Source organism: Calothrix sp. FACHB-168 (assembly GCF_963889195.1).
In the GTDB taxonomy this organism is placed as follows: domain Bacteria; phylum Cyanobacteriota; class Cyanobacteriia; order Cyanobacteriales; family Nostocaceae; genus Aulosira; species Aulosira anomala_A.
The window spans coordinates 63,176-89,922 of the sequence record NZ_CAWPNJ010000022.1 but is presented as its reverse complement, the minus strand read 5'-3'; the positions used below and the strand labels follow the sequence as shown (position 1 = coordinate 89,922).

The window sequence follows — 26,747 nt, the reverse complement described above, 5'->3', positions numbered from 1 at the left end:
TGTCAGTTGCCAGTTGTCAATGAAGATTGACCATTGACTATTGACTATTGACTATTGACTATTGACGATTAATTACCAGACATAGCACAGTACTTCGCCACCCAAGTTCTGACGCCGCGCTTCGCGGTCGGTCATGATTCCACTGGATGTTGAAATAACGGCGATGCCGATACCACCGAGTACTCTGGGTAAATCTTTGCGATTAGAATAAACCCGCAAACCAGGCTTACTTACGCGCTTGAGGGCAGTAATTAGTGGTTGACGATTTTTACCCTTATATTTCAGGGAAATCACCAAGTTACGTTTTACGCCTTCTCCTGATTCTTCAAATTCAGCAATAAAGCCTTCATCTCGTAGTACTTTCGCAATACTACGGGTGATTTTTGTCGCAGGCACTAGTGTAGTTTGATGCCTCGCCAAATTGGCATTGCGGATGCGCGTCAGCATATCTGCAATTGTGTCGTTAGCCGCCATCGTTCCCTCTTTAGATGAACTTATTGATCGCGAAAAGGCATACCCAATTCTTTCAGTAGGGCGCGACCTTCTTCGTCGTTTTTCGCTGTGGTGATGATGGAAATATCTAGACCACGGATTTGATCGATGCTGTCGTACTCGATTTCTGGAAAAATTAGCTGTTCTCTTACACCTAGTGTGTAGTTACCGCGACCATCAAAGCTTTTGGGGCTAACGCCGCGAAAATCTCTAATTCTAGGTAGGGACAAGCTAATCAGTCTATCAAGGAAGGCATACATTCTTTCGCCTCTCAAGGTGACCATGATGCCAACAGGCATACCTTGACGAATTTTGAAGCCTGCGATCGCTTTTTTCGCTCTGGTTACTACTGGTTTTTGACCAGTAATCACCGCAATTTCGTTGAGAGACGCTTCTAATGCTTTAGCATTTTGAGCCGCTTCCCCTAAACCTCGGTTTACAGTAACTTTCACCAACTTTGGTACTTGATGAACGTTAGTATACTGAAACTGATTGGTCAGTTTGGGAACGATTGTCTCTTGGTATAAGGTTTTTAGTCTTGTTGTCGCCATAGTTTTTTCCTGTTTATCCCTGGGCTTGGTCAGGGAACCTCGAAGTTTAGATTTTAGATTTTGGATTTAAGATTGAATTTAAAATCTCATCTAAAATCGTCCCTTGGCGGATGATTATTTATCTAAAATCTCGCCAGTTTTCTTGAGCTTCCGCACTTTTTTACCTTCAGCAGTGAAGGTGTAGCATACGCGACTGGCGACATTTTGCTTAGTCGAGTAAAGCATCACGTTAGAGCTATGAATCGGGTATTCTTGGGTAACTATTCTTCCTGATTCACCCTCTTGCTGAGGCTTTACATGCTTAGTTTTAATATTGACGCCTTTGACAATAACTTTACTCAGTTGAGGTAGTGCCTTGATCACTTCACCAACTTTTCCTTTGTCTTTACCAGCAATCACTTGTACAGTGTCGCCAGTTTTGACGTGCATTTTATGAAACACCTTGGGTTGTGGCTGTTTTACCATTACAGCACCTCCGGAGCCAACGAAACAATTTTGGTGAAGTTTTTATCACGCAGTTCCCGTGCTACCGGGCCAAATACCCGTGTGCCTCTGGGGTTACCATCTTTGTTGATGATTACTGCGGCGTTATCATCAAAGCGAATGCTCATACCGCTATCTCTATTGATACTTTTGCGAGTGCGGACAATTACTGCCTCGACCACATCTGACTTTTTCACAGCCATGTTGGGTTGAGCATCTTTGACAACGGCAATAATTTTATCACCCACGCCGCCATAACGACGGTTGCCAGCGCCTAATACGCGGATGCACATTAGCTTTCGGGCACCGCTATTATCTGCGACATTCAGGTAAGTCTGGGGTTGAATCACAATTTGTCTCCCTTGTTAAGTTGTTAATTTGATAACAACTATTAAGTTGTAGCTTTAGCGTTGAGAATTTCTGTGACTTGCCAGCGCTTGGTTTTGCTCAGGGGTCTAGTTTCCTGAATGCGAACGCGATCGCCCACTTTGCACTGATTCTCTTCATCGTGAGCTTTATAGCGCCGGGTCTGAACTACAATTTTGCCGTACTTGGGGTGAGGAGCGCGGTTTTCTACGGCTACTACTACCGTTTTTTGCATTTTATCGCTCACTACCAAGCCAACTCGTTCTTTGACTGCCATAATCTCCTACTTTTGTTCTTGAGACTGTTGACTTGCTGCCCGTTTCCGTTCTCCTTCTACCGTTAGCAGTTGTGCTAGGCGATGTCGGGCATGTTTAAACTGATGGGGCTTGTCTAATTGTCTGGTCGCTTTTTGCAAGCGCAATTGAAATAGTTGTCTTTTAACAGCAACAATTTCCTCAGCCAGTTTCTCGTCAGTTAATTCTCTAGCTTCTGAGACTTTGGGAAGAGGCATAACCTACTCCTGCTCCTGTATTTCCTGTATTTGGGGGCGGACAATAAATTTGGTTTTGATTGGCAGCTTGTATGCAGCCAAACGCATGGCTTCGCGGGCGATTTCTTCAGAAACACCAGCGATTTCAAACAAAATCCGCCCTGGCTTAACTACAGCTACCCAAAATTCTGGGTTACCTTTACCAGAACCCATCCGGGTTTCTGCTGGGCGCATGGTTACGGGTTTATCAGGGAAAATCCGAATCCAAATTTGTCCACCCCGGCGAATGTAACGAGTCATGGCTCGACGGGAAGCCTCGATTTGCCTTGAGGTAATCCAAGCGGGTTCTTGAGCTTGGAGTGCAAAATCGCCAAAGTTCAGGGTACTACCACGGTGGGCTAGACCCTCCATCCGTCCGCGTTGTTGTTTGCGGAATTTAGTTCTTCTAGGACTTAACATGGTTTGTCACTTGTCATTTGTCATTTGTCATTTGTCATTTGTCATTTGTCATTACCAAGGACTAAGGACTAATGACTAATGACGATTTACCCTTCATTTGAGCGGTCTTCAAATTGTTGGCGACGGCGTTGTTGTTGACGGCGGCGAGGTTCGCGTTCCCGTTCGCGGGTAGCGGTGGGTGCTGCTTGGGTTTCTTCTTGTCCGGGGATGATTTCGCCCTTAAATACCCACACTTTGATGCCTAAAATACCGTAAACGGTTTTGGCTGTGCAGTAAGAGTAATCAATGTCAGCTCTTAAGGTGTGTAAGGGTACTCTACCTTCACGAGTCCATTCTGTACGGGCGATTTCTGCGCCGTTTAACCGACCGCTAACTTGGACTTTAATACCTTGCACACCAGCACGTTGGGCACGTTGAATAGCTTGGCGGACTACGCGACGGAAAGATACGCGGCGTTCCAATTGTTGAGCGATATATTCAGCAATCAAGTAAGCATCAGCATCGACTCGTTGAACTTCAACTACGTTGATGCGAATTTGGCGATTGCTACCCAACAGTTCTTGGAGTCCGGTACGTAAGGATTCGATACCTTGACCACCACGACCGACAACTACACCAGGTCTAGCTGTGCGGACTTCTAAGTCGATTTGGTCGGCTTTACGCTCAATTCGGACTTCTGAGATCCCGGCGTTGTTTTGCGCCAGTCTGCCCAGTTTTTGTTCTATATACTGACGGAGTTTGTGGTCTTCTTGGAGCAGTTCTGGATATTTGTCAGGAACGGCAAACCAGCGAGATTGGTGTTCTTGTGTAATACCCAGCCGAAAACCAACTGGATGAATTTTTTGTCCCACAAATGCTTCCTCTAAAATTTCTTACTTTACGCAATGTTTCGTGTCTATGAATTATTCCGCAGCAGCGCCAGCGCCTACAGCTACGGTGATATGACACGTTGGCTTGCGAATTTGGTAAGCTCGACCCTGCGCTCTGGGTTGGAATCGTTTGAGTACTGGGCCTTGGTCGGCGTATGCCTGGGTAATGATTAGCTGGGCGCGATCTAAACCAGCATTATGCTCGGCATTAGCGGCAGCGCTTCTGAGAACCTTTAAAATAGGATCGCAGGCGCGATAGGGCATAAATTCCAGGATAATCAGCGCTTCTCGGTACGATTTGCCCCGAATTTGATCGAGTACACGACGCACTTTAAAGGGAGAAATGCGGATAAAACGAGCGATCGCTTTGACTTCAGTAGTATCAGTAGCCATATTTTTTTCCTTTTGTCAATAGTCAATAGTCAATAGTCAATAGTTTTTACTTTGAACTATGGACTTTGGACTTTTGACTATCTCCCTGATTTTTTATCACTTTTGCCATGACCCCTGTAGGTACGTGTAGGGGCAAATTCTCCCAGTTTGTGTCCTACCATTTGCTCGCTGACAAACACGGGAACGTGTTGGCGACCGTTGTGAACAGCGATGGTGTGACCAACCATCAGGGGTAAAATTGTCGATGCTCTCGACCAAGTTTTAATAACTTGTTTTTCGTTTTTGGCGTTCAGCTTTTCAATTTTGCTGAGTAAGTGATCGGCTACGAAAGGACCTTTTTTTAGAGAACGACCCATAGTGCTATTTTGCTTTTAGGATTTCGGATTTTGGATGCGTGAATTTCGGATTTTGGATGACTAGGTATTTTAATTAAGCTTTAAAAGTTTTGAATGCTCATTAGTTAAACCCAATCGAAAATCCAAAATCTAAAATCTAAAATTCTAGGATTCACGACCACCGCGACCGCGTTTAGAAGATTTACGGCGACGGCGCACAATGAATTTACTGCTAGCTTTCTTAGGTTTGCGTGTTTTGGCACCCAAAGTAGGTTTACCCCAAGGAGTAACAGGCCCAGATCTCCCAATCGGCGCTCTACCTTCACCACCGCCGTGGGGATGGTCTACTGGGTTCATGACGCTACCTCTAACTTTGGGACGGCGTCCTTTCCAGCGATTGCGTCCAGCTTTACCTGCACTTAAGTTTCTGGCGTCGGTGTTACCTACTTGTCCAATGGTGGCGTAGCATTCGCGGCGAATTAAGCGTACTTCACCAGAAGGTAGCTTGAGGGTAACGTAATTACCTTCTTTGGCGACTACTTGCGCTGTCGCACCAGCAGCACGCACAATTTGACCACCTTTACCAGGTGTCATTTCCACATTATGTACACTGGTACCCAAGGGAATATTCGCTAGGGGTAAAGCATTTCCATCTTCAATAGGAGATTCTGGCCCAGCAATAATTTTGGTACCAACTTTTAAGCCGTTGGGATGAAGAATGTACCGCTTTTCGCCATCTTCATATTGCACCAAGGCAATCCGCGCGTTGCGGTTGGGATCGTATTCAATTGCTGTAACTGTAGCGACAATATTTCTTTTATCTCTTTTAAAATCGATAATCCGATACAGTCTTTTGTGTCCGCCACCCCGACGACGGCTGGTAATCCGGCCTTGGTTGTTCCGTCCTTTAGCACGATGTACGTACTTAGTCAGGGATTTTTCTGGCTCGGTTTTGGTGATTTCCGCAAAGTCAGAGATTGTAACTTGGCGAGTACTAGGGGTATAGGGGCGATAAGAACGAGTACCCATCTTTGTTTTAGACCTCTGGGAATAGAACTTGTCTAACCTTCTCTACATCCCCAGCTGCGATAGTAACAACCGCTTTCTTGTATTGGGGCTTGTAACCAATAAATTTACCCACGCGCTTCTTTTTTCTTGGTGGGTTACAAGTATTGACTTTGACAACCTTGACCTGAAATAAGTCTTCGATGGCAGCTTTAATTTCTGGTTTGGTAGCCTTGGGAGTTACTTCAAATGTATATTTGTTTAACTCCATGAGGATGGTCGCCTTTTCTGTAACAATGGGGCGACGAATTAAGTCAGCTAGGTTGCGGGGGTCGAAGTTAGGCACTGTAGACCTCCTGAATTTTTGCAAGGGCTGATGCTGTAACGACTATTTTGTCTGCGTGCAGTAAATCGAAAACGTTTAACTGGTCTGCTGGAATTAGCTTTAAATTTTCGACGTTGCGGGCGGATAAATTCACGTTTTCCGCAATGTCAGACAAAATTAACAGTGTCTTATTTTCTGGTGCAGCTCCCCAACGCGCTAGTGCTGCGACTAATTCTTTCGTTTTGGGGCGGGATAGCTGTTCGCTAAATTCTTCTACAACAATCAAATCGTCCACACGGCTCACAAATGCTGTGCGCAGTGCTAAACGCCGCTCTTTGCGGTTCATTTTTAAATCATAATCTCTGGGTTTGGGGCCAAAGATTACACCACCACCACGCCACAGGGGTGAACGAATAGACCCTGCACGGGCACGACCTGTACCTTTTTGCCGCCAAGGTTTGCGGCCACCACCTCTAACTTCAGAGCGGGTTTTTGTACTAGCGTTTCCTTGACGAGCGTTGGTTTGTTGTCTCACCAAGGCTCTGTGGACAATATGGGCTGCTGTTTCTTCTTTGGCAACCCGCAACTCAAACGAAGTCTCTCCGACTTGTTCTCCTTGCCAATTTTTAACTATAGTCTCAACCATCTTTGTCACTTGTCCTTTGTCATTTGTCCTTTGTCATTTGTCCTTGTCACTTGTCCTTAGCCAATGACTAATGACTAATGACTAACAACTAATGACTCTTGACTACTTACCAACTTTCTTGGCAGGTACGATATTTACCAGCGCACCTGGTTTACCAGGAATAGCTCCCTTGATTAGCAGTAAATTGCGCTCTGCATCCACTCGTACTACAGTCAATTTGCGGATTGTGACGCGACTACCACCTAAACGTCCTGCCATCCGTTTACCGGGATAAACACGACCTGGGGTGGTACCTGCACCAATGGAACCGGGTGCTCTATGGTTTTTGGAACCATGTGACATGGGCCCGCGACCAAAGTTGTTGCGCTTTTGGTTGCCTGCAAAACCGCGACCGATACTTGTACCGATTACATCTACAATTTGACCTGCACTAAAAATATCTGCTTTAATTTCTTGACCTAAAGCATAATCGCTGGCAGTATCTGTGCGATACTCGTTCAAATGGCGCAACGCTGGGGCAGATGATTTTGCTAAGTGCCCTAACAAAGGTTTGTTTAGCGCTTTGGGTTTAACTTCACCAAAACCAACTTGAATGGACGAATAACCATCAGTTTGTTTGGTTTTTACTTGGGTAACAGTGCATGGGCCCGCTTGGACGACAGTAACAGGAATTGCTACTCCTGCTTCGTCAAATATTTGGGTCATGCCCAGCTTGGTGCCGAGAATACCTACAGACACAGTAACTGGTTCTCCTTATCTACTTGCTAACCTTGGCATCGGACTCTAAAAGACAGGCTTTTTGTCCACCGATAAATTTAGAGCCGTGTTGGAGGCTCCAAGTTTTCCGGGACACAAAAAACTATGTCCTTACTGTTTGGTGAATCCGTTTACTTTCACTCACCAGTTCACCAGAACAGCCATAAGCACCTTCTTTATCAGAAGGGTTAACTTCTGGAATTAAGGCAAGGCTTGAGGGCTTTGCACTTTGTGCAGCAATGCTTTTATCCAAGCAATTGCTTAGGCACTTTCTGGAGGCAGGCGCTAAAACCGGGCTGGCCGACATTTAGCGACAGCCGTGCTGTAGTGGGACTTAAGCAGCTTCTTGCCACTCAGTATCCTTTAACTAAGGCTGATGTAATGCGACCAAACCAACACTACTGCTTAGTTTCTACTCCGACTAAAATACCTTAAACTATTGTTCAAGGTTTTGCCTACTTTTTCAGGACTACAGGAGTGAATGTAGCCTGGAACTTAGGGTTGGCTTGAATTTTCCAGCCATAAGTTCTATATTTGACCCGAAAGCTTTTTTAGTTTACCAGTCTCCGATCGCTCTACGCTAGCTTTTTGCAAATTTGCTATCAAGTCATTAACCCTTGATGCTTACACTAGCTCAGAATGCCAATAAGAGGGCAGCCTAATTTGCGTATTTGGTCACAATCTAACAATATATATGATTTATTTAGATTTGTCTATAAAGTTTTTGGGCATGGGGCATGGGGCATGGGGCATTGGGCATGGGGCATTGGGCATGGGGAAGACGAGAATAGGTAATAATTATCTTTTCCCTTTGTCTCTCATTCCGGTGCTGTCTAGAGAAAGCAAGTTGGTGATGAAGCGATATTGCCGGATGAATTGACAGCAAGTAATCCTAATCTAGATCATAAATTAATTGTTGAGCCTAATTGAACGGTTCACGATAAATAATAGAGATATCTAAAGTGAGATAGAACGAAATATCTATGGCACTACTTACCACTGGCAACGCTTTTATTCGCGAACTAGAAAAAGTTGGTTCTCTTGGTGTTTATGTACCTCCAGAAGGGGGTTATGAAGGTCGGTATCGCCGCCGACTGCGTGCAATCGGCTACGAAACTCTCCACATTAGTGCTAAGGGGCTAGGGGATTTGGCTGCCTATCTCACCGGAGTTCATGGAGTCAGACCACCTCATTTGGGTAAAAAAAGTACTGGTAGTGGTGCGGCAGTAGGTAATGTATACTATTTGCCACCTCTAGTCGGTTCCCACTTAGAACAGTTACCACCAAAGTCCAAAGGACTGGTGTTGTGGATTATTGAGGGGCATATTCTTTCCAATCAGGAAATTGATTACTTAACAGCACTACCACGATTAGAACCAAAAGTCAAGGTAGTAATTGAACGAGGTGGCGATCGCGCTTTTCGTTGGACACCTCTCAAAGATACTTACTCTGGTAGTTATCAGGCTGTGTAATTAACCGCAATTGGGCGATCGCATCTGCAAACAATTAGATTAGCTGGCGATCGCCCAATTTTTTGTTGCAAAACTCAAAAAAATTTTACTAAACCACTAATTCAGACATTTTATCTTCTTTCAAGACTTGATTTTCTAAAAGCTTGCCCAAAGATGTAAAGCAAAAATCTTGTAGCAATCGCCGCAGTTTCGTCTTTGTTGAGTGGAGATTAATGTTGTGTGTAAGACGTTCTTTCCAATGTAGTGATAGCGGTGGATGATCGGGATCTAGTTCCCAAGGATGAGTGTAAAAGACGACATTCTTTCCTTCACGTTCTGCCGCCAGAAAGTTATTTTTTGTTAGTATATAGGGATAAAGGCGAAAATAAGCCCCGCCACTGATGGGTATATTTTGTCCTATAACCTGCCGAACCGAAAGCGGTATTTCATAAATTGAACCAGTGGATGTGTCAATCTGTTGTAGTTGTGGCTCAAAATCTGGTATTCCGTAGCGCCAATTTTTTACAGGAAAAATACTGGAGTCATATCGAAATCCCAATTCAGCCAGGATATCTAGCGCCCACAAAGATTTACGTACGATTGAGAAATATGGCGCACGATATGCAACAACTGACTTACCTGTCAAGTCAGCAAGTATGTTCTGGGCACGTTGAGTATCACTTCTAAACTTTTGAGGTGACATATTGTATATAAACTCGTGTAATAAGCCATGACAGCCAATTTCGTGACCAGCTTCAGCTACTTGCTTAACAAGATGTGGGTTATCTAATGCTGCTTGACCTAGCCAAAAAAAAGTTCCTTTAACTTCAAATTCTGCCAAGAGTTCTAATAAAGTACCTAAACCATAATGCAGACGACGTTCTGCACAGACTTTCATGTCTTCGTCAGTTGTACCGTGATACCAGTCTTCAACATCTACTGTGAAGGCATGTTGCTGTCGTTGACTTACTTTTGCCATTTGTAAAAATGGTATCATGTTTACACCAATATCATAAAATTTGCCTAAATTCTCTTATTATTTTGTATTAAATAATAATCAGAGGTATCGAGGTATGTTTTAATTCTTTTTAGCTGAGATTAGATTTGGTAATTTTCCTATTATTCATCAGCTAAAATAGTGATTTTTATCTAAAAAATATTGTTCCAGATGGCGTAAATCAAGGAGAAATTCGCACTCATTTACCTAAAAAGCTGGGGCAGGTAATAATGCAAGTATCAGTATTAATTTGAGAATTTGACGCGCAAACATAACTATAAATCTAGGGCTATGCCTAAAATTTCTATACCATAGGCGACGAGGTTCTAAACACAATCGAAAGAGCCACTCTAATCCTATGTTTTGCATCCAACATGGTACTTGAGGTTTAGTACCAGCAAGCATATCGAATGCTCCTCCTATTCCTAACATGACGGCAGGAATTTGATTTTTATGTTGAGCTATCCAGCGTTCTTGTTTAGGACATCCTAATCCTACAAAAAGAATTTGTACTCCAGTTGATTTAATCTCTCGAATGACATCATCTTTCTCTTGTGGGGTTAGAGAACGAAAAGGCGGTGAGTAAGCATAAGCGATATTTATATCTGGGTAATTCTGTTTCATTTTTGTGACTAAAGCGCTGAGAACATTTTTACTGCTCCCATAGAAACCCACCGATATTCTGCTTAATGCTGCAGCTTTCAAGATTTGAAGAGTCAGTTCTCTGCCACAAACCTGCTGCTGGTTGGTAGCTCCCAATGCTTGTAAACTCCAGCTTAATGGTTTACCATCGGGAGTCACTATATCTGCTGCATTTACAATTTGCCGGAATTCAGCAGAGTCATATGCTTCCATGACCATATGTACATTTGCTAAGAAGACATAGCTTGACTTCCTAGCTTTAGCAAATTTAATGACTTGTCTAGTTGCATCTTTATAGTTGATAACATTGACTTTCATGCCCAGGATGTAGTGCTGTTTAAGTGCAACGTTTTCCTGTATCATTGTCATCCTTATTCCCAGATTTTTTGGTGTTACTTTTTGCACTCACCCTTGATAATAAGCAAGCTTATTAAGGGGTGAGACTTGAATTAAGCACCGAGATTAACTATTGGAGTATTTGAAATTGTTGAGATAAAAATTATGGACTGTATCAGCACAGATGACGATGGCTGAACTCTGATTTACTAGCTGGTAGATACTTTGTCTATTGCCTTACTTAGGTATAATTAGATAACATTTCCATAAAAACAACTCTTTTTAAAAAAATTTACTAATAATTTATAATTATTACTTTCCTTACATAAAGAAAAAATATCCTAAATGTAGATATGGCAATGCTTCTACACATTAACAATGTGAGTAGTAATATAAAGATTACATGAATTTTTCTACTTCAAGAGAATTATTCTTGGATATATAAGGATATTTCAATGGCTTATTGACTATCAGCAAGTCCTAACTTATGTCTCAGATATGACATCAATCTCTATCAGCATTTCTATAGTGCTGATGCGAAAACCACAAGATGCAAATAATTTACGTGCGGCTTCGTTGATGGCTGCGGTGTCTAATCTAATTTGTTTCACCCCCATTTGCTCAAAGCGTTCCACAGCTTGCATCACCATCTGTTTTGCTACTCCTTTTTGGCGGTATTCTGGCTCAACCCATAGATCGTGGATAAAAGCGTATTCTTGTAACCGATAAATTGGGATTTCGCGTTCAACTGTCGCTACTAAAAACGCTACTAAGTTCTCTGCATCTTCAGTTACTAAAAATACACTACGCTCGCTATTTGCTAATCGTCCTAACCAGTTTTGATAACGCTGTTCTGGATTGGGCAAAAATCCGTATTTGGCTGAGTCCCAAGCATCATGCAAAGCACAAATCTTTGCAACCATAGGTAAAACTTTGGGGACATCGGCTGGTGTCGCATTGCGAATTTGCATAAGCTTCAGGGTTGGGATGGAAGATGATGTTTGAATTGTAGCGAATGGATACGCAAGATTAATTTGTATAAAGTTCTCGCCTGATTTCCGATGCTGAGAAATTGAGTTTGTAACAAAAACTGTAACAACGGCATTATTTACCCATTTCACCGTCTAGATTGATGAAAAATCTGCGAGGAATCCCGGAGTAGACGGGTAATGGTGTTAAATGATATCCGAGATTATCAAATTCTGTTTTTGTCGTTGTTCCTTGTTTTGGGAATTGGGACTAGGGATTGGACGCTGCGTCCAGAGTTAATTGCAGTTGCGATCGCAACTTGTCTATTAACTCAATGGATTTTGTCATCGCTAATTAGCCAAGAACACAAGCTGAATCTTCGTAGCGCCCTAATTACCTCCTTAGGACTCAGCTTACTGTTGCGGGCGGATCATTGGACAACAATGGCTTTAGCCGCAGCAAGTGCGATCGCAAGTAAGTTTCTCTTTCAAGTCGGAAATAAACATTTCTTCAATCCGGCGAATTTTGGCATTATTACCGCTTTATTACTCACCTCTGACGCTTGGGTTTCTCCCGGACAGTGGGGTGAGGACTGGTGGTATGGGCTGTTATTTGTGGGGACTGGGGGGATGATTTTGCAACGAGTTGGTCGTTGGGATACTACAGCCGCTTTTTTGGGTTCCTACGCCATGCTAGAGGCGATGCGTAATGTCTGGCTGGGCTGGACTTGGGATGTTTATCTGCATCGGTTGATGAGTGGATCTTTGCTGTTATTTGCCCTATTTATGGTCACCGATCCTCGGTCAATTCCTAATGCCAGAATTGGGCGTATACTGTGGGCAGTCTGCATTGCTCTATTCACTTTTATACTGCGCAATTACTTCTTTATTTCCAGCGCAGTTTTTTGGGCATTATTTATCCTAGCGCCATTAACGCTGCTATTCGATGCTTTTTTCTCCGCACCAGAATATTCTTGGCTAAGTAAAGAAGATAACATTAGTCCTGAAAATTCTCCTGTCCCTAGTCCCTAATTTTTTGAACAAAATCGAGAAATAAATGAAACCTTTAAGATTCTTCATCCCCATAGTGATGGCGTTGGTAGCTGTGCTGTGTTTTGCGCCGACAGCATGGGCATTTTGCGGATTTTATGTGTCTAAAGCTGATGCCAAATTATATAACAAAGCTTCTCAAGTAGTAATTGCGCGAGATGGCGATCGCACTGTGCTGACAATGGCGAATGATTTTCAAGGGGAAGTCAAAGATTTTGCGATCGTTGTTCCCGTACCAACTGTTTTGAAAAAAGAGCAAGTTCGCGTTGCTGAACCCAAGATTATTGAACGTCTTGACGCTTTTAGCGCACCCCGCTTAGTAGAATATTTCGATTCAGATCCCTGCGCTCGACTTGATGAGGAAAGAATGCAAGCGGTACCTGCACCAGCAGCCAGAAGTGAAGGCGGAGCTAGCAGAGCAAGTGCTGACAATTTGGGTGTTACTGTCGAGGCGCGTTTCAACGTTGGCGAATATGACATTGTGATTCTTAGCGCTAAAGAATCGGGTGGATTGGAAACCTGGCTGCGTCAAAACGGTTACAAAATTCCTCAAGGTGCAAAAGATTTACTCAAGCCATATATCCGTTCGGCGATGAAATTCTTTGTTGCAAAAGTCAATCTTGATAAATTTGAAGACTCTGGTTATCAGTTTTTGCGCCCAATACAAATTTCCTATAAATCGCCAAAGTTCATGTTACCCATCCGCTTAGGTATGGTTAATGCTGCTAGCGAACAGGATGTGATTGTTTATATCCTATCGCCCAAAGGACAAGCGGAAACTACCAATTACCGGACAGTAAAAATCCCTTCTGATGCCAATATTCCCCTGTATGTCAAAGAGGAATTTGGCGAATTCTATAAGTCTATGTTCCAAACAGCCTACAATAAAGAAGACCGCAAAGTTGCTTTCTTGGAATATGCCTGGGATATGAGCAGTTGCGATCCTTGTTCTGCTGAACCTTTATCGCCAGAAGAATTAAAGCAAGCTGGTGTATTTTGGCTAGATGGGGATTCTAGTGATGACTTTCCCGCATCCCGTCGCAGTGTCCGTCCTCCAGTTTATAACAGTGGTGTTTTCATCAGTCGCTTACATATTCGCTATACGCGCAACAAGTTTCCTGAAGATCCAATGTTCCAAGAAACTTCTAATCGCGAATCTTTCCAGGGACGTTATATTTTACAACATCCGTTTTTAGGTGAGGTCAAATGTCCTGCTGGAAGAGAATATAAACAGTCTTTACCTAAACGCTTTGAACAAGAAGCGCAAACTTTAGCCAAGCTAACCAACTGGAATATTCAAGATATTCGCCGCAAGATGAAGTTAACTGTAGGCGAAATTACAAATTCTTGGTGGAAACAATTCTTTTCTTGGTTGGGTTTATAGATATATAACAGTTAAGTAATTGGGCTGGAGATTCCATAATTTCAACGCTTTTGCAAGACGTGGGGACAGTTTATTTAACAAACTCTCTACGTCTTTCCTCTGACTATCAATCAAAATTCTTATTTTCCCAATGAACCATCAGAATTAATATCACGACAAAGGGTAATTCTTTAGTACATTGTTATACGCCATACTGTGCTATTCTTGCTTTTTAAACCCAGATTAGTATGCTTAAATTGGATGAAGAGCTACGCCACTTAGTTACCCAAGCCTGTAAAAATCCACCTGGAAGTTTACAGCGTCAAAAGTTGCTTACACAAATCATTCGCCTGACTGCAAACAAACTCTGGAAGGAAACTACTTCTTATTATCAAGACGCTCTCCAACAAACTTGGTTATATTTTTGTCGTAATATTTGTGAAGCTAACACAGGGCAAGCTTACGATCCTAACTATGGAAGTGTTGTAACTTGGTTGAATGCATATTTAAAACGCCGATTACAAGACTTTTATATCAACCAACAACGAGAACAAATTATTAAGGTTCCTTTAAAAGTACTTCAGTCTGGTTCAGGCGATCGCAGTGAGATAATTGATCCTGTCGAAAACCTCGCTGCTACCCCTGAAGCACCGCCAATTTTAGAAAATGTCAGAATATGGGTAAAAGCGGATACTACGGGAGATTTACGGGCTACTTGTGTGAAAGGCCGTCCCGATGTGAATTGTCAAATATTAATTTTGAAACGCCTACCCCCAGAAGCTAGCTGGAAGGAATTATCTGAGCAATTTGGCTTACCTATCCCGACTTTAAGCAGCTTTTATCAACGCCAATGTTTGCCAAGATTACGTAAATTTGCTGAAGTTGAAGGTTATTTATGAGTTAATTAAAGGTAAGCGATCGCTTATTCTTATTTCTCTATAAAATACCTAATTTTGTATCATTAGCAAAAGACGATCCTTTGCTGCTAGCTGTATCAGAATATGTCTCTATTTGAGCAATCAATTTATCTCTTAGGACTTCTATAATCTGCGTTGAGTTTTGCTAGCGTGGTGATATAGGTTGCTCGTTCTCAGCAATTAGCTAGGCGGAAAGGATTTTAATATGGCGAATTTAAAACTACGTCGCTCAGAAAATGTTCACGGCGATTTTTATGTAGATAATACTTGTATAGATTGTGATACCTGTCGCTGGATGGCTCCGGAAGTATTTCGTAGTATTGACGAACAGTCAGCAGTTTATCATCAACCAACAAATTCTACTGAAAGATTAGCAGCACTACAAGCACTTTTATCTTGTCCTACTAATTCTATTGGTACAGTTGAAAAACCAGAAGATATCAAAATTGCGCAAGAAACTCTGCCAATATTAATAGCAGAAAATGTTTACCATTGTGGCTATCACTCGGAAAAATCTTTTGCTGCTGCTAGCTATTTTATTCAACATCCAGCAGGGAATATTTTAGTAGATTCTCCCAGTTTTTCAGCGCCTTTAGTCAAGCGTTTAGAAGAGATGGGGGGAATTGCTTATATGTATCTCACCCACAGAGATGATATTGCAGATCATCAAAAGTTTGCCGAACATTTTCATTGTCAGCGCATTCTTCATACTGATGATATTACTGCGGGTACTCGCAATGTGGAAATCCAACTGACTGGTGGGGAACCATTTGCTTTAACTGCAGATGTATTAATTATCCCAGTTCCCGGTCATTCCCAAGGGCACACTGTTTTACTTTATCAAAATAAGTTTCTCTTTACTGGCGATCATCTCGCTTGGTCAAATAACTTACAACAATTGGTTGCGTTCCGCGATTTCTGTTGGTATTCTTGGTCGGAACAGATTAAATCCATGAGTAAGTTAGCTGATTACTCATTTGAGTGGGTACTACCCGGTCATGGTCGAAGATTTCATGCTGATGTTGATACCATGCACCAAGAAATGAAAAATTGTATTGAATGGATGAAAGCTGTTTAGAGATTTTAGTCAGTATGCATTGATGAATAAAACTGCCCTTAGTTCATCTAGAACAAAGCTCGGTGACAAATTAACTACTCAAGTCTTGACTAGAAAATATTCAGTTGTGGATAAAAATTGAAAAAGGAGAGCCACTTGGGCAGCTCTCCAGATCATCAGGGTGCATCTATATATCAGATTATAACACATTTGCTATGAGGGGCAAGACCCCTTAGTTAAAAAATATAAAAAAATGATTAATCTTTTTTTGCTGTTGTATCGCCAATAAAAAAAGAGAGCTACTTAAGCAGCTCTCCAGGTCATCAGGGTGCATCTACGTAGCATATCATAGCATTTTAAGCATGAGGGTCAATACCCATCGATCAGCTATTTTTGTGCAAAGATATGATGAAGTTTTATGGAAGCTTTAAAAAAGAGAGAGCTACTTGGGCAGCTCTCCAGATCATCAGGGTGCATCTATATATCAGATTATAGCACGTTTGCAGTGAGGGGCAAGACCCCCTATTAAAAATTTTGAGATATTTTTGTCTAAGTTGCTGGAGTTTAGAAAAAGAGGAGCCATTTAAACAGCTTTCCAGACTATCATGCTGTATTCAATTAACAGAGTATAGCACTTTGGGATTGAGGGGTATAACCCATCTTTGCATTAATCAGAGACGCGATGAATCGCGTCTGTACAATTTTTATTGTTAAGGGGTAAAAATCCCCTGGTGGTTAAACAGGGGATGAGGGAAAAATCATTGATTGAATTGGGGTTAAGAATTGAGTTTCTTTTCTACCAATTCATTTGTGAGCTTGGGATCGGCGCGTTTTTCGGTTTTTTTGAGGACTTGTCCAACAAAGAAGCCTTTGAGGTTGGTGTTACCGTTGCGATATTTTTCGAGTTCTTTGGGATTGGCGGCGATGACTTCATCTACGATTGGTTCTAAAATAGCAGGATCGCTGATGAGTTCTTGTCCGGCGAAAGCTTTTTCAGGAGATACGCCTTTAAGCAAGTCTGGTAACTTTTGTTTGGCTTGGGCGTTACTGATTTTACCTTGTTCAATCCGCAAAATCACATCAGCTAAATTTTGGGGAGTTAAACCAATTTCGCTGATGGTGAGTTTTTGCTTGTTGAGGTAGGCTGCAATATCTTGGGTAATCCAGTTAGCAGCAGCTTTAGGACTTGCGCCAGATGCGATCGCGGCTTCAAAATAGTTAGCAACAGGCTTATCTTCTGTCAAAACTCCGGTATCGTAGGCAGAAAGCCCTAATTCACTTTCGTAACGATGGCGTTTTTGGGCGGGGAGTTCGGGAAGTTCGCTGCGCCAGTTTTCTAATTGTGCTGGGGAAACTTCAATTGGTGCTAAATCTGGTTCGGGGAAATAGCGATAATCGCTAGAACCTTCTTTTGTCCGCATACTAATTGTACGTTGCGAACCTTCTTCCCACAGCCGAGTTTCTTGAATAATGCGATCGCCTGCTTCTGTGGCTGCGATTTGGCGTTCAATCTCATATTCAATCGCCTTTTGGATGGCGTTGAATGAGTTCATGTTTTTAATTTCTACTTTTGTGCCAAATTCTTTTTGTCCTACAGGACGAATAGAGATGTTGACATCGCAACGTAAAGATCCTTCTTGCATGTTGCCATCACTAACGCCAAGATAGCGTACAATGCGCCGCAATTCTTGGGCATAAGCAGCAGCTTCTTGTCCAGAACGCAGATCTGGTTCGGAAACGATTTCAACTAATGGTACACCTGCGCGATTGTAATCTACTAGAGAATAACTAGAGCCGGAAAGCCTTTCGCTACCTGCGTGGACTAATTTACCTGCATCTTCTTCCATGTGCAATCGGGTAATCCCAATGCGTTTGCGAACAGGATTGCCATCAGCATCTACCAATTCAATTTCTAACCAACCATGTTCGGCGATTGGTAAGTCATATTGTGATATTTGGTAATTTTTGGGTAAGTCAGGATAAAAATACTGTTTACGGTCAAATTTGCTATATTTAGCGATTTGACAATTGAGTGCCAAACCTGCTTTTACGGCATATTCGAGTACTTTTTGGTTGAGAACTGGTAATACTCCAGGTAAACCCATACATACTGGATCGATGTTAGTATTGGGGTCACCACCGAATGCTGTCGAACTGGTAGAAAAAATCTTGGTATTTGTACTCAGCTGACAATGGGTTTCTAGACCAATAATCGCTTCGTACTCGGTTTTTACAGTTGTAGCAGAAGTCATAAAATCAAAAATCGGGCATAATCCTTCTTAAGGGTACTATTGTAACTGCCCTAGAAGTTGCGTTGAAGTCTTAAATAGTGTTGATTGCTGAGTTTGTGAGATAGGGATTGCCGACTATACAGGTATGCGATCGCGATTATGAGGCGCATCAAAATCAATCAACGGCCCTTTTGGTACAATCCTAGTGGGGTTTACCTTGGGATGACTGCGGTAATAATGCCGTTTGATATGGTCTAAATTACAAGTTTCTTTAACTCCCGGTACTTGGTAAAGTTCTTTGAGATAATTCCACAGATTAGGATAATCAACAATTCGCCGGATGTTGCATTTGAAATGGACGTAATAAACGGGATCGAAGCGAAATAAGGTAGTAAACATACACCAATCTGCTTCGGTAATTTGATTACCGCAGAGATAGCGTTGTCGATCTAAAACTTGTTCCCAACTATCCAGCGCAGCAAATAATTCTGTAACAGCTTCATCATAAGCTGATTGACTAGTAGCAAATCCTGCGCGATACACACCGTTATTAATTGGTTTATAAATTGCGTCAATCGTCTCGTCAATTAGTTGCTGTAATTCAGTGGGATAGAAATTAACATTTGTTTTCGCAAAATCATTAAATTCTGTATCCAACATGCGAATGATTTCGCGAGATTCATTATTAACAATTGTCTGTTGTTGAATATCCCATAAAACGGGTACAGTTACCCGTCCGCTATAGTTAGGTTCAGCCTTGAGATAAATTTGCCATAGATATTGAGTCCCGTTAACTGTATCGGGAATTGCGCCGAGTTCATTGGTAAATTCCCAACTATTTTCATCGATTACCGCCCCAACTACAGATAAACCAATTACATCAGTCAGCCCTTTTAACTGACGCATAATTGCAGTTCGACAAGCCCAAGGACAAGCCCAGGAAATATACAGATGATAGCGTCCAGGTTCAGCTTTAAATCCACTAGAGCCATCAGCTGTAATCTTATGGCGGAAAGTGGTGGAGGGACGAATAAATCTACCTTGAGAATCTTCTTGATCCCGTTCCGATATCCACTTTCCATCTTTGAGGATTCCCAAACCCATAATTATCTCCTTGGTTAGAGACGCGATGAATCGCGTCTGTACAATTGTCAGTTGTCAGTTGTCAGTTGTCAGTTGTCAGTTGTCATTTATTATTGGACTATTGACTATTGACTATTGACTATTGACTGTGGACTATTGACTATTCCGCATTGAGAATTTTTGGTACTTTGAAAAAGTCTCCTTCCTGTTCCGGCGCACCTTGGAGGATGGCTTCGCGGTCAGGATAGGGTTTTAATTCATCTTCGCGGGTAACATTGCTGACATCTATCGCCCTGGTTGTGGGCGGTACATCACTTACATCTAGTTCATTTAACTGTTCGATGTAATCGAGAATACTGCCTAGTTGAGTGGTAAATTGCTCTTCTTCTTCTGGTGTTAGTTCTAACCTAGCAAGAAGGGCTACTTTATGGACTAGTTCGCGGTCAATCATTGTGAATAAGAGTCATTGGTCATTGGTCAATTGTCATTAGTCAATGGTCAATGGTCAATAGTTAGTTGACTTTGGACTATTGACTATTGACTTTGGACTATTGACTAAAAGAATACGTCAATTTGCATTCTGCCAGTGGTTTTTAACCAGTTTTGGGCTTCAATATAGTTGTTGGGAGCCATGCGAATTGCTCTAATCCAGTAATCGGCGGCTTGGTCAAACATAGCTTCACCACCGTCATGATCCCCAGTTTCTTTAAGTTTTTCGCCTTTGTAGTGATAAATCACGGCGACGTTGTTTAAGGCTTGGGGTAAACGGGGGTTTAATTCTATTGCTTGGTGGTAAAGTTCTAAAGCTTTGTCATGATCCCCGTTGCTGGCATAGATTAATCCCATATTGTAGAGGATATAACCGCGATCGTTAGGATCTTCCTCTAATGTCAGGGCTTCTTCGTAATATTCTAAAGCTTCAGCATATTCGCCTTCTGCCTGGGCTGACATGCCATCTCGGTAATAAACAAAGGCTTCCTTAGCTTTTCTGTTGGTTGGCAGAATCTTGAGAATGATATCTGCCATGACTGTAAAAGATTTGTCAATAAAATTATCGTTTTTCTGGGTTCTTGGCATATTTGCTTCTGTGGGGTTGCAGCTATTGGCTTAAAAGATGTTCAAAGGGGAGTTTGTTTAGCCGTGGTTATTTTGTGGGTATAGGCGGAACTTCCTTATTGTCCCTCTTTAGTCAAACGGATGAAAGGGGAGAGCCGCAAATTGTATTAATTTGGTAAATTAGCGATCGCTATATCGCTACACTTAATACCTAATTTTACTGATTTGTCAGGGATTGTTCTCACTGATTGGCAGAATGCACTCTGGGGTATTATGCTGGGGTTTATTGACCAAAGTGCTAACTGGATAGCTGCTCATAGCTGCGGCTGGATAGGGACGCAATAGCGGCTGTAAGACTTCCGGCTTTTGCTGTTGGGGATCTAACCACAGATTGTAATCTTCCTGTGCCAAAATTACTGGCATTCGGTCATGGATTTGTTGTAGCACTTCGTTAGCGGCTGTAGTCAAAATTGTACAAGAGTTTATTTCCTCACCTTCAGGAGATTGCCATTTCTCCCACAAACCAGCAAAAGCAAATGGTTGACCATTTTGCAAGCGAAAATAAAAAGGTTGCTTTTTACCCTGTTTTTGATGCCATTCATAAAAGCCATCAGCCAAAACTAAGCAGCGTCTGTGCTTAAAAGCTGAACGAAAAGAAGGTTTTTCTGCCACAGTTTCAGCTCTAGCATTAATCAATTTTGCTCCTATTCCTGGGTCTTTCGCCCATGAGGGGATTAACCCCCAACGTAACTGCTGAAATTGTCGCTTGTCACTCTCAGATTTTTGTACTACTGTCGCCACCATTTGCGTAGGTGCAACGTTATATTGCGCCGTCAAGTCGGGTACTGCTTCTAGTTCAAAAGCTTGAGCTAGGGTGGCTGCTGTCTGGTTTAAGGTAAATCTTCCACACATATTTTTATTTGTGACCACAGATTAAAATCACACATCTAAAATAATGATAAATAATTAATATTTTTTTTATTTCTTCAGATAATTCTACTTCACAGTCAGATACTGAATATAAATCAGAAAATATCCGGTTTTTTGAAAATCATTTGGTAAGATATTGTATTTTAAACCCCACATTCTGCACATATTCCCTATTATATTTTTGGCATGGAAATATTACGGCTGTACGATTTTTTACCTTCAGGTAATGGCTACAAGATACGTCTTCTATTGACACAAATTGGAATGCCATTTGAGAGAATAGAAGTTAATATCACCAAAGGCGAGACTCGAACACCCGAATTTTTGAGTAAAAATCCTCACGGTAAAATTCCCCTTTTGGAGATTGAGCCTGGAAAATACTTATCAGAATCAAATGCCATTTTGGTGTATTTAAGTGAAGGCACAGAATTTCTACCTTATGACAGATTTCTCCGCGCTCAAGTGATGCAATGGTTATTTTTTGAGCAATCTAGTCACGAGCCTTTTATTGCGACATCGAGATATTTAATCTCTATTTTAGGTAAAGCTGAAGAATATCAAGAAGCTATCAAACAAAGGCGCGAACCGGGTTATGCTGCATTAAAACTGATGGAAAAACATTTAAGCGCTAATCAGTTTTTTGTTGGCGAACGCTACACTATTGCTGATATTGCATTGTTTGCTTATACCCATGTTGCCGATGAAGGTGGATTTGATTTGACACAATTTTCAGCGATTCAAGCTTGGATAGAACGGGTCAAATCTCAATCAGGATATATAAGTATTAACCAAGAATGATCGCATGATGATTATCAAAAGTTATTAGTTAATAGTTATCAGCTTTACCCTGATAGCTGTTAACTAACTCCTAAATACTGAGTTAAGTAGGTCGGCGTAACGAAAATACTGGCAAGGGCTGTCATTAGTCATTAGTCATTTGTCATTGGTAAGGGTTTTAAGTCTAATTACGTGTCGTAATGTAGTTTGATTGATTTATACATACTGAGTTAATACTAAATATCGGTGTCGATTTCTACCAATTTTTGACGAGAAGATGCGCCCAGTTTAATTGTAATGTGAGATTTGGGGACATTAAATTTTTCTGCTAGTAGTTTAATTAACTCTTCATTAGCTTTACCATCTACTGGCGGGGATTTTAAATGTACATTTAGACTACCATCGGTTTGTTCTGCAATTTTTTGCTGTTTAGAATTAGGTTTCACTTTAACTTTTTTCTGCATTTTTAATTATTGGGATGTAATTTAGGCATAACTAAGCTCAAGCATAACTCAATAGTTAATCAATATGGACAAGGGAAGGCAAGGGAAGGAGGATTGCTCTGTTTGTTGGTGAGATTGGCGAACCTATCAGCAAAAACCGGATTTGAGGGATAGTTGCGTAATTTTTATATTTGACCTCCTCTCCCGCTACACCGAAGGTTAGCGGGAGTCTTCTAGCTTAAACTAGATAAAGAAAAAGCTCATCGCAACTATGATGAGCAGGAATGAATAATAAATAGCGATCGCTATTTATTTAAATTAATTTTTCAGTTCTTTGAGTTGCACCAAACAAAGTGAAGGTGGTTAATGCCCCTTTAGTGAGTGTATTTAATTACATGGTTTCAGGTATTTAGGGATATCTTGTACTACCAGCACCTACTACACCGATTTTATGACGATAGGAAAGTTCAGCACCAAACCAGCCAGAAATGCTAGTTAAGGTGCCCACAATTAATGAGATGAGAAGTCCCCAAGGTAGGATACGTGAGTCAACATTACCTAGACGGATGAGGAAGTTGACGAGAGTTAAGACGAGAATAGAAACGTTAAGAATCAAATGCGCCCAGCCTGCTTGACGCTTGCGGACTCGTTCAATTTTTGTAAAGTCGCTGAGTCCGGTTAAAGCTGCGATCGCACCTCCGGCTAATCCTAAACCAATTAACCACATGGAAGCCCTAGCCCAGAAGAAATCTTTGGTTAACCAATAGCCAAAGTCGCTTCCCAAAGCTGCTGCTAAAAAGGCGATGGGGAAAATTACAGTTAAGGGATGGAGGGGATGACCGGCGATCGCCACTGTACTTGGTACACCAGTATCATTAAATTCGCGATCGTCACTTTCAATAATTGGGGGAATATTTGGAAATGGTGTGGAGGTTGTTTCTGTAGTTTCCATTATTTTATTACCTTATTTTTCAGTGGAAGGGATTTGCTCAACATAAGCTTGAGCTTGAAGAATTAATTTGCCTGTTTCTACCTGTAAACTATTAACTTGTAAGGTCATTCCTTCCAAGTCAAAGTTGCTTAAATTCAAAAGTTCACTGGTTTGATTAACCAAAGCTTTTGTCAATTCTGGCGATATTTCCTCACCTTGGCCATATTCCACATTTTCTAAAGAAACAGTTTTCCCATTTGCACTTACGCGAGGTACTGCTTCAAAAGCCACTTGGTGAGCTTCCCCAGTTTCTCCTAAAAGGATATTGGCATTGATAGCAACTTTTCCCTCACCAGGTAGGCGAAATTCTACATTTTGGGGGTTAATTGTTGTTGCTTTCCCATTCACTTGGATTTGCTGACTTTGCAGTTGAGAACGAACATAATCAGAATTAAAGGCGCGGTTAATATCGGCTTCATTTAACACAACTCGCGCACTTCCCACAGTTGGCTTTGTCAGTTCAATTTTGCCAAATGCAACACTCAAAGGATTAATGGCGACGCTTTGGATTTGCATATTCATCTCCTCAACGCGGAGGTCTTTTTGCATCACCATCCCTTCTCCATCAATGGAGACTGAATCTACCTGTCCCTGAACCAATTTGAGCGGATCGGTTTTGATATTGACATCTAAATTTTCTACTTCATCTAATTGGCTAGATAAACCTACTTCTGCTGCTTTATTTAGGGCTTGCTCTCCTAGTCCAGGACTTTCGGGCATTATCAATTAATCTCCTATTTGATGTTGCCAATTTGCAATTTTGGATTTTTTTGATTGCCTAAATGCTACTGCTTGGAAACATAAATGGCGCTCCTAGCTTAGGTAAATGTGGTCAATATCAAATCATTGACTCTAAAATCCAAAATTATTTGACTATCTTTGAGCAAATCTAAAAAATCTGCAATAAAAATTTATCTATCTAGCGAAAGACTCAAGAGTAAGTTTCTATCTATCTAAAAGTAGAAGTATAAATTTCAGAGTCACTTTTTTTATTTTCTACCTGAAGTCACTCAAGTAATCACTCAAAAGAAAGAGGGAAGGATTCTCAGCAGTATGCAAACTTGGTATTAGTGACAACTAAGAATTCTTTTCCTGAGGAGAACTGAATAATGGTAGTTAATTTAGATGATACTAAACGTAATGCAATTGCCGTTAAATTGGCAAATATCAAAGCTCTGCAACAGTTGGTTTTAGAAAATGAACAGCAACTTTTGCAGCAAGGTTTAGACGCCGAAATTTCTGACCGCATCCGGGATTTTATCCAAGACGACCAAAAAAACCTGGGCATTTTAGAAACTGTCATCGGTCAGTATGGTATTCAAGCTGAACCTAAACAAACAGTTCAACAATTTATTGACAGTGCTAGAAAATTATTCCAAGGTTCTGAACTCAGCTTGTATGAGAAGGTATCTCAGCATGAATTGCTGAAGCATCAAATAGTTATGAGTGGCTTGATTGTTCACAAAGCTGCGCAAAAAGTTGGTGCTGATGTCATGTTGGCGATCGGGCCTTTGAACGCCATTAACTTTGAAAACCGCGCTCACCAAGAGCAACTCAAAGGTGTTCTGGAAATCTTGGGTGTTCGCGAACTCACCGGACAAGAAGCAGATCAAGGTATTTGGGCGAGAGTTCAAGATGCTATGGCCGCAGTTAGCGGTGCCGTTGGTAGTGCAGTTACCCAAGGTAGTGACAAAAAGGATATGAATATCCAAGATGTCATTCGTTTGGATCACAACAAGGTAAACACTTTGTTTACCGAACTGCTGCAAAGCAAAGATCCGCAAAAAATCCAAGAGTACTTTGGTCAAATTTACAAGGATTTAACGGCTCACGCTGAAGCTGAAGAGGAAGTTGTTTATCCTAGAGTGCGTGCTTTCTACGGTCAGGATGACACCCAAGAACTGTATGATGAGCAAGCTGAAATGAAGCGGGTGTTGGAAGAAATTAAGGCTATTAGCCCCTCTTCTCAGCAATTCAAGGATAAAGTTAAGCAGTTGATGGATGCAGTTGGCGACCATATCCGTCAAGAAGAAAGCACAATGTTTGCTGCTATTCGCAACAACCTCAGCAGCGACCAAACCGAACAATGGGCTACTGAGTTCAAAGCTGCGAAGAAGAAAATTCAAGAAAGACTTGGCGTTGTCAGCGAAGCCAACGTGTAGAACGAATTCAGCTTTTCTCTAGAGGTTAGTAAAGGTTAGTTAGAGTTGTACACTCCCAGCATTTAGGTGTTGGGAGTTTTTATTGCGCTGCCTGCCTGTGTCAATTTTTTTCTAAAAACGCCTACAAATTTAGGATTTACGCACCGAACACAAAAACCCTCACAAGGGTGGTCAAAAGTCAAAAGTCAATGGTCAAAATTCAAGTTTTTGGACTATGGACTATTGACCATTGACAAAAAGCATGAAAAATATCTGACACTGCGTAAGTCCTAAAATTGCTATTATGTAAGTACATTACGTATATACATAATGAGCAACCCATACAAAATTCGCAGTACCAAAATTGGTAACAGCGCAGGATTTCGCTTACCGGCGGATTTTTACCGCGAATATCCCCAATTTGCTAATGCTTCAGGTTGGATAGAAGTATTGTCCCCCAATACTGCGATCGTCAAAATTATTCCCGAATCAATTGATGAGGAGGATGAAGACGATTCCCTAATGATGCGGCTGTTTCTTGATTTTGCCATGATAGAAGCATTGAAAAATAACAGCTTGCAACCTTACACAACTGAGATGTCTGAGGCGGCACATAAATTAATTGAGAGTGTGGAAATAGAAGATTAGCTGCTAGAAGATGCCTAAGTTTGTCAGTAATAATTGGGAGATTTATTTTCATCCACAACTATTTGGTACTCAGTATCAAGAATTATTTGATCGGGTTTCAGAACTAAGGAAAAACTTACCAGAAGCTGAGTTTAAAACCCATGCAACGGTAAAGTTATTTGCTGCAATTACTATTCCCATTGAAACTAAAATACCTGCCGATCCCCTTGCCAGTCACTTTGCTTTGACGGGAGCATTAAAACGCTACGGACGGGTAAAGAAGATGGGTTTACCAGAAAGATATCGCCTGTTTTTTCGAGCATTCTACACTACAAAATTAAAGGCGATTGTAATTTTGTGGTTAGGATTTCCGCGCAAAGAGGGAGCGAAGGATGATTGTTATGAAGTGTTTACCAAGATGGTTGGGCGAGGGACGTTTCCAGATAGTTTGGATGAATTGATTGCAGAATCAGAGACATCCCAGGATGAACCTGAATAATATTTACACCCTATTCTT

General features: G+C 41.5%; 34 protein-coding genes. 9 read left to right on the top strand and 25 right to left on the bottom strand.

Features of this window, described 5'->3' with window-relative positions; translation table 11 throughout:
* Positions 1 to 72 precede the first annotated feature (72 nt).
* The 14 genes from rpsH to rplC all read right to left on the bottom strand — a co-directional run bounded on the left by rpsH (position 73) and on the right by rplC (position 7,152).
* On the bottom strand, positions 73 to 474 hold the full coding sequence (gene rpsH / locus AACW45_RS14300; RefSeq protein ID WP_096643307.1) for a 30S ribosomal protein S8: 402 nt from the start codon (positions 472 to 474) through the stop codon (positions 73 to 75).
* A 20-nt stretch (positions 475 to 494) separates the two neighbouring features.
* Positions 495 to 1,043 (bottom strand): 50S ribosomal protein L5, encoded by a 549-nt coding sequence (gene rplE / locus AACW45_RS14295; protein WP_096643306.1) that lies wholly within the window; start codon positions 1,041 to 1,043, stop codon positions 495 to 497.
* Between the two features lie 114 nt (positions 1,044 to 1,157).
* The gene (rplX, locus tag AACW45_RS14290) at positions 1,158 to 1,508 is read right to left on the bottom strand and encodes a 50S ribosomal protein L24 (protein ID WP_242045484.1); all 351 of its coding nucleotides are present in this window, start codon (positions 1,506 to 1,508) and stop codon (positions 1,158 to 1,160) included.
* The gene (gene rplN, locus AACW45_RS14285) at positions 1,508 to 1,876 is read right to left on the bottom strand and encodes a 50S ribosomal protein L14 (protein ID WP_015129713.1); all 369 of its coding nucleotides are present in this window, start codon (positions 1,874 to 1,876) and stop codon (positions 1,508 to 1,510) included. The genes rplX and rplN overlap by 1 nt, the downstream gene beginning before the upstream one ends.
* A gap of 41 nt (positions 1,877 to 1,917) precedes the next feature.
* Positions 1,918 to 2,169 carry a 30S ribosomal protein S17 gene (rpsQ, locus tag AACW45_RS14280; protein WP_096643304.1) on the bottom strand — a complete coding sequence of 84 codons (252 nt, stop codon included), beginning with the start codon at positions 2,167 to 2,169 and terminating at the stop codon, positions 1,918 to 1,920.
* Positions 2,170 to 2,175: 6 nt separating this feature from the next.
* The gene (gene rpmC / locus AACW45_RS14275) at positions 2,176 to 2,403 is read right to left on the bottom strand and encodes a 50S ribosomal protein L29 (RefSeq protein ID WP_096643303.1); all 228 of its coding nucleotides are present in this window, start codon (positions 2,401 to 2,403) and stop codon (positions 2,176 to 2,178) included.
* A gap of 3 nt (positions 2,404 to 2,406) precedes the next feature.
* Positions 2,407 to 2,841, bottom strand: coding sequence for a 50S ribosomal protein L16 (gene rplP / locus AACW45_RS14270; protein WP_096643302.1), 435 nt, complete (start codon positions 2,839 to 2,841; stop codon positions 2,407 to 2,409).
* An 86-nt stretch (positions 2,842 to 2,927) separates the two neighbouring features.
* The gene (rpsC, locus tag AACW45_RS14265; protein ID WP_096643301.1) at positions 2,928 to 3,692 is read right to left on the bottom strand and encodes a 30S ribosomal protein S3; all 765 of its coding nucleotides are present in this window, start codon (positions 3,690 to 3,692) and stop codon (positions 2,928 to 2,930) included.
* A 51-nt stretch (positions 3,693 to 3,743) separates the two neighbouring features.
* Positions 3,744 to 4,103, bottom strand: a complete 360-nt coding sequence (rplV, locus tag AACW45_RS14260; protein WP_096643300.1) for a 50S ribosomal protein L22 — start codon at positions 4,101 to 4,103, stop codon at positions 3,744 to 3,746.
* 77 nt (positions 4,104 to 4,180) lie between these two features.
* Positions 4,181 to 4,459, bottom strand: a complete 279-nt coding sequence (rpsS, locus tag AACW45_RS14255) for a 30S ribosomal protein S19 (RefSeq protein WP_017651197.1) — start codon at positions 4,457 to 4,459, stop codon at positions 4,181 to 4,183.
* A gap of 144 nt (positions 4,460 to 4,603) precedes the next feature.
* Positions 4,604 to 5,467, bottom strand: coding sequence for a 50S ribosomal protein L2 (gene rplB / locus AACW45_RS14250; protein ID WP_096643298.1), 864 nt, complete (start codon positions 5,465 to 5,467; stop codon positions 4,604 to 4,606).
* A 7-nt stretch (positions 5,468 to 5,474) separates the two neighbouring features.
* On the bottom strand, positions 5,475 to 5,789 hold the full coding sequence (locus AACW45_RS14245; RefSeq protein ID WP_096643297.1) for a 50S ribosomal protein L23: 315 nt from the start codon (positions 5,787 to 5,789) through the stop codon (positions 5,475 to 5,477).
* The gene (rplD, locus tag AACW45_RS14240) at positions 5,782 to 6,414 is read right to left on the bottom strand and encodes a 50S ribosomal protein L4 (protein WP_190633284.1); all 633 of its coding nucleotides are present in this window, start codon (positions 6,412 to 6,414) and stop codon (positions 5,782 to 5,784) included. Before rplD ends, AACW45_RS14245 begins: the two co-directional genes overlap by 8 nt.
* A gap of 102 nt (positions 6,415 to 6,516) precedes the next feature.
* The gene (gene rplC / locus AACW45_RS14235; RefSeq protein WP_190539926.1) at positions 6,517 to 7,152 is read right to left on the bottom strand and encodes a 50S ribosomal protein L3; all 636 of its coding nucleotides are present in this window, start codon (positions 7,150 to 7,152) and stop codon (positions 6,517 to 6,519) included.
* A gap of 1,001 nt (positions 7,153 to 8,153) precedes the next feature.
* Between rplC and AACW45_RS14230 the strand changes: the two genes are divergently transcribed.
* Entirely contained in the window at positions 8,154 to 8,642 is a 489-nt protein-coding gene (locus tag AACW45_RS14230) for an NAD(P)H-quinone oxidoreductase subunit N (protein ID WP_190633244.1), read from the top strand.
* Between the two features lie 88 nt (positions 8,643 to 8,730).
* On the opposite strand, the gene AACW45_RS14225 is transcribed toward AACW45_RS14230, so the two are convergent.
* The 3 genes from AACW45_RS14225 to AACW45_RS14215 form a co-directional block, all read right to left on the bottom strand.
* Positions 8,731 to 9,600, bottom strand: coding sequence for a polysaccharide deacetylase family protein (locus AACW45_RS14225; protein WP_190633243.1), 870 nt, complete (start codon positions 9,598 to 9,600; stop codon positions 8,731 to 8,733).
* A 225-nt stretch (positions 9,601 to 9,825) separates the two neighbouring features.
* The gene (locus tag AACW45_RS14220) at positions 9,826 to 10,665 is read right to left on the bottom strand and encodes a WecB/TagA/CpsF family glycosyltransferase (protein WP_313933779.1); all 840 of its coding nucleotides are present in this window, start codon (positions 10,663 to 10,665) and stop codon (positions 9,826 to 9,828) included.
* A 416-nt stretch (positions 10,666 to 11,081) separates the two neighbouring features.
* Complete coding sequence (locus AACW45_RS14215) at positions 11,082 to 11,567, bottom strand: GNAT family N-acetyltransferase (protein WP_190633242.1); 486 nt, start codon at positions 11,565 to 11,567, stop codon at positions 11,082 to 11,084.
* 198 nt (positions 11,568 to 11,765) lie between these two features.
* Here AACW45_RS14215 and AACW45_RS14210 point away from each other — a divergent pair, with 198 nt between their 5' ends.
* The 4 genes from AACW45_RS14210 to AACW45_RS14195 all read left to right on the top strand — a co-directional run bounded on the left by AACW45_RS14210 (position 11,766) and on the right by AACW45_RS14195 (position 15,972).
* Positions 11,766 to 12,596: an RnfABCDGE type electron transport complex subunit D gene (locus AACW45_RS14210; protein WP_190633241.1), complete on the top strand. Its 831-nt coding sequence runs from the start codon at positions 11,766 to 11,768 to the stop codon at positions 12,594 to 12,596.
* Positions 12,597 to 12,621: 25 nt separating this feature from the next.
* Entirely contained in the window at positions 12,622 to 13,998 is a 1,377-nt protein-coding gene (locus AACW45_RS14205) for a DUF2330 domain-containing protein (protein WP_190633240.1), read from the top strand.
* A gap of 227 nt (positions 13,999 to 14,225) precedes the next feature.
* Positions 14,226 to 14,876 carry a sigma-70 family RNA polymerase sigma factor gene (locus tag AACW45_RS14200; protein ID WP_190633239.1) on the top strand — a complete coding sequence of 217 codons (651 nt, stop codon included), beginning with the start codon at positions 14,226 to 14,228 and terminating at the stop codon, positions 14,874 to 14,876.
* Between the two features lie 223 nt (positions 14,877 to 15,099).
* On the top strand, positions 15,100 to 15,972 hold the full coding sequence (locus AACW45_RS14195; protein ID WP_190633238.1) for an MBL fold metallo-hydrolase: 873 nt from the start codon (positions 15,100 to 15,102) through the stop codon (positions 15,970 to 15,972).
* 755 nt (positions 15,973 to 16,727) lie between these two features.
* On the opposite strand, the gene gatB is transcribed toward AACW45_RS14195, so the two are convergent.
* The 5 genes from gatB to AACW45_RS14170 form a co-directional block, all read right to left on the bottom strand.
* A complete protein-coding gene (gene gatB / locus AACW45_RS14190) occupies positions 16,728 to 18,203 on the bottom strand; it encodes an Asp-tRNA(Asn)/Glu-tRNA(Gln) amidotransferase subunit GatB (protein ID WP_190633237.1) in 1,476 nt (491 codons plus the stop codon).
* A 114-nt stretch (positions 18,204 to 18,317) separates the two neighbouring features.
* The gene (locus AACW45_RS14185) at positions 18,318 to 19,286 is read right to left on the bottom strand and encodes a glutathione S-transferase family protein (protein ID WP_190633236.1); all 969 of its coding nucleotides are present in this window, start codon (positions 19,284 to 19,286) and stop codon (positions 18,318 to 18,320) included.
* A gap of 139 nt (positions 19,287 to 19,425) precedes the next feature.
* Positions 19,426 to 19,716: an Asp-tRNA(Asn)/Glu-tRNA(Gln) amidotransferase subunit GatC gene (gene gatC, locus AACW45_RS14180; RefSeq protein ID WP_190633235.1), complete on the bottom strand. Its 291-nt coding sequence runs from the start codon at positions 19,714 to 19,716 to the stop codon at positions 19,426 to 19,428.
* Positions 19,717 to 19,820: 104 nt separating this feature from the next.
* A complete protein-coding gene (locus tag AACW45_RS14175) occupies positions 19,821 to 20,342 on the bottom strand; it encodes a photosystem I assembly protein Ycf3 (RefSeq protein ID WP_190633234.1) in 522 nt (173 codons plus the stop codon).
* 207 nt (positions 20,343 to 20,549) lie between these two features.
* The gene (locus AACW45_RS14170) at positions 20,550 to 21,233 is read right to left on the bottom strand and encodes an SOS response-associated peptidase (protein ID WP_190633282.1); all 684 of its coding nucleotides are present in this window, start codon (positions 21,231 to 21,233) and stop codon (positions 20,550 to 20,552) included.
* Positions 21,234 to 21,437: 204 nt separating this feature from the next.
* Here AACW45_RS14170 and AACW45_RS14165 point away from each other — a divergent pair, with 204 nt between their 5' ends.
* A complete protein-coding gene (locus AACW45_RS14165; RefSeq protein WP_190633233.1) occupies positions 21,438 to 22,049 on the top strand; it encodes a glutathione S-transferase family protein in 612 nt (203 codons plus the stop codon).
* A gap of 215 nt (positions 22,050 to 22,264) precedes the next feature.
* Here the strand turns inward: AACW45_RS14165 and AACW45_RS14160 are convergent, their stop codons facing one another.
* From AACW45_RS14160 to AACW45_RS14150, 3 genes are all read right to left on the bottom strand, one after another.
* Positions 22,265 to 22,492: a DUF167 domain-containing protein gene (locus AACW45_RS14160; protein WP_190633232.1), complete on the bottom strand. Its 228-nt coding sequence runs from the start codon at positions 22,490 to 22,492 to the stop codon at positions 22,265 to 22,267.
* Positions 22,493 to 22,880: 388 nt separating this feature from the next.
* Entirely contained in the window at positions 22,881 to 23,423 is a 543-nt protein-coding gene (locus tag AACW45_RS14155; protein ID WP_190633231.1) for a DUF2231 domain-containing protein, read from the bottom strand.
* Positions 23,424 to 23,435: 12 nt separating this feature from the next.
* Positions 23,436 to 24,182, bottom strand: coding sequence for an LmeA family phospholipid-binding protein (locus tag AACW45_RS14150; RefSeq protein ID WP_190633230.1), 747 nt, complete (start codon positions 24,180 to 24,182; stop codon positions 23,436 to 23,438).
* Positions 24,183 to 24,571: 389 nt separating this feature from the next.
* On the opposite strand from AACW45_RS14150, the gene AACW45_RS14145 reads away from it, so the two are divergent.
* The 3 genes from AACW45_RS14145 (at position 24,572) to AACW45_RS14135 (ending at position 26,729) form a co-directional block, all read left to right on the top strand.
* A complete protein-coding gene (locus tag AACW45_RS14145) occupies positions 24,572 to 25,624 on the top strand; it encodes a hemerythrin domain-containing protein (RefSeq protein ID WP_190633229.1) in 1,053 nt (350 codons plus the stop codon).
* Positions 25,625 to 25,933: 309 nt separating this feature from the next.
* A complete protein-coding gene (locus tag AACW45_RS14140; protein ID WP_190633228.1) occupies positions 25,934 to 26,251 on the top strand; it encodes a hypothetical protein in 318 nt (105 codons plus the stop codon).
* Between the two features lie 10 nt (positions 26,252 to 26,261).
* Complete coding sequence (locus AACW45_RS14135; RefSeq protein ID WP_190633227.1) at positions 26,262 to 26,729, top strand: type II toxin-antitoxin system YhaV family toxin; 468 nt, start codon at positions 26,262 to 26,264, stop codon at positions 26,727 to 26,729.
* The last annotated feature ends 18 nt before the right edge of the window (positions 26,730 to 26,747 follow it).

Bases quoted from the DNA above. Each gene is read 5' to 3' on its own strand.
- rplP (WP_096643302.1), bottom strand. From the start codon at position 2,841: ATGTTAAGTCCTAGAAGAACTAAATTCCGCAAACAACAACGCGGACGG.
- AACW45_RS14140 (WP_190633228.1), top strand. From the start codon at position 25,934: ATGAGCAACCCATACAAAATTCGCAGTACCAAAATTGGTAACAGCGCA.
- AACW45_RS14195 (WP_190633238.1), top strand. From the start codon at position 15,100: ATGGCGAATTTAAAACTACGTCGCTCAGAAAATGTTCACGGCGATTTT.
- rplV (WP_096643300.1), bottom strand. From the start codon at position 4,103: ATGGCTACTGATACTACTGAAGTCAAAGCGATCGCTCGTTTTATCCGC.
- rpsS (WP_017651197.1), bottom strand. From the start codon at position 4,459: ATGGGTCGTTCTCTAAAAAAAGGTCCTTTCGTAGCCGATCACTTACTC.
- AACW45_RS14150 (WP_190633230.1), bottom strand. From the start codon at position 24,182: ATGCCCGAAAGTCCTGGACTAGGAGAGCAAGCCCTAAATAAAGCAGCA.
- AACW45_RS14200 (WP_190633239.1), top strand. From the start codon at position 14,226: ATGCTTAAATTGGATGAAGAGCTACGCCACTTAGTTACCCAAGCCTGT.
- AACW45_RS14135 (WP_190633227.1), top strand. From the start codon at position 26,262: ATGCCTAAGTTTGTCAGTAATAATTGGGAGATTTATTTTCATCCACAA.
- gatC (WP_190633235.1), bottom strand. From the start codon at position 19,716: ATGATTGACCGCGAACTAGTCCATAAAGTAGCCCTTCTTGCTAGGTTA.
- AACW45_RS14160 (WP_190633232.1), bottom strand. From the start codon at position 22,492: ATGCAGAAAAAAGTTAAAGTGAAACCTAATTCTAAACAGCAAAAAATT.
- rpsH (WP_096643307.1), bottom strand. From the start codon at position 474: ATGGCGGCTAACGACACAATTGCAGATATGCTGACGCGCATCCGCAAT.
- AACW45_RS14170 (WP_190633282.1), bottom strand. From the start codon at position 21,233: ATGTGTGGAAGATTTACCTTAAACCAGACAGCAGCCACCCTAGCTCAA.
- AACW45_RS14215 (WP_190633242.1), bottom strand. From the start codon at position 11,567: ATGCAAATTCGCAATGCGACACCAGCCGATGTCCCCAAAGTTTTACCT.
- AACW45_RS14165 (WP_190633233.1), top strand. From the start codon at position 21,438: ATGGAAATATTACGGCTGTACGATTTTTTACCTTCAGGTAATGGCTAC.
- rpmC (WP_096643303.1), bottom strand. From the start codon at position 2,403: ATGCCTCTTCCCAAAGTCTCAGAAGCTAGAGAATTAACTGACGAGAAA.
- rpsQ (WP_096643304.1), bottom strand. From the start codon at position 2,169: ATGGCAGTCAAAGAACGAGTTGGCTTGGTAGTGAGCGATAAAATGCAA.
- AACW45_RS14225 (WP_190633243.1), bottom strand. From the start codon at position 9,600: ATGGCAAAAGTAAGTCAACGACAGCAACATGCCTTCACAGTAGATGTT.
- AACW45_RS14145 (WP_190633229.1), top strand. From the start codon at position 24,572: ATGGTAGTTAATTTAGATGATACTAAACGTAATGCAATTGCCGTTAAA.
- AACW45_RS14185 (WP_190633236.1), bottom strand. From the start codon at position 19,286: ATGGGTTTGGGAATCCTCAAAGATGGAAAGTGGATATCGGAACGGGAT.
- gatB (WP_190633237.1), bottom strand. From the start codon at position 18,203: ATGACTTCTGCTACAACTGTAAAAACCGAGTACGAAGCGATTATTGGT.
- AACW45_RS14175 (WP_190633234.1), bottom strand. From the start codon at position 20,342: ATGCCAAGAACCCAGAAAAACGATAATTTTATTGACAAATCTTTTACA.
- rplB (WP_096643298.1), bottom strand. From the start codon at position 5,467: ATGGGTACTCGTTCTTATCGCCCCTATACCCCTAGTACTCGCCAAGTT.
- AACW45_RS14210 (WP_190633241.1), top strand. From the start codon at position 11,766: ATGGTGTTAAATGATATCCGAGATTATCAAATTCTGTTTTTGTCGTTG.
- rplX (WP_242045484.1), bottom strand. From the start codon at position 1,508: ATGGTAAAACAGCCACAACCCAAGGTGTTTCATAAAATGCACGTCAAA.
- rplD (WP_190633284.1), bottom strand. From the start codon at position 6,414: ATGGTTGAGACTATAGTTAAAAATTGGCAAGGAGAACAAGTCGGAGAG.
- AACW45_RS14205 (WP_190633240.1), top strand. From the start codon at position 12,622: ATGAAACCTTTAAGATTCTTCATCCCCATAGTGATGGCGTTGGTAGCT.
- rplE (WP_096643306.1), bottom strand. From the start codon at position 1,043: ATGGCGACAACAAGACTAAAAACCTTATACCAAGAGACAATCGTTCCC.
- AACW45_RS14230 (WP_190633244.1), top strand. From the start codon at position 8,154: ATGGCACTACTTACCACTGGCAACGCTTTTATTCGCGAACTAGAAAAA.
- AACW45_RS14155 (WP_190633231.1), bottom strand. From the start codon at position 23,423: ATGGAAACTACAGAAACAACCTCCACACCATTTCCAAATATTCCCCCA.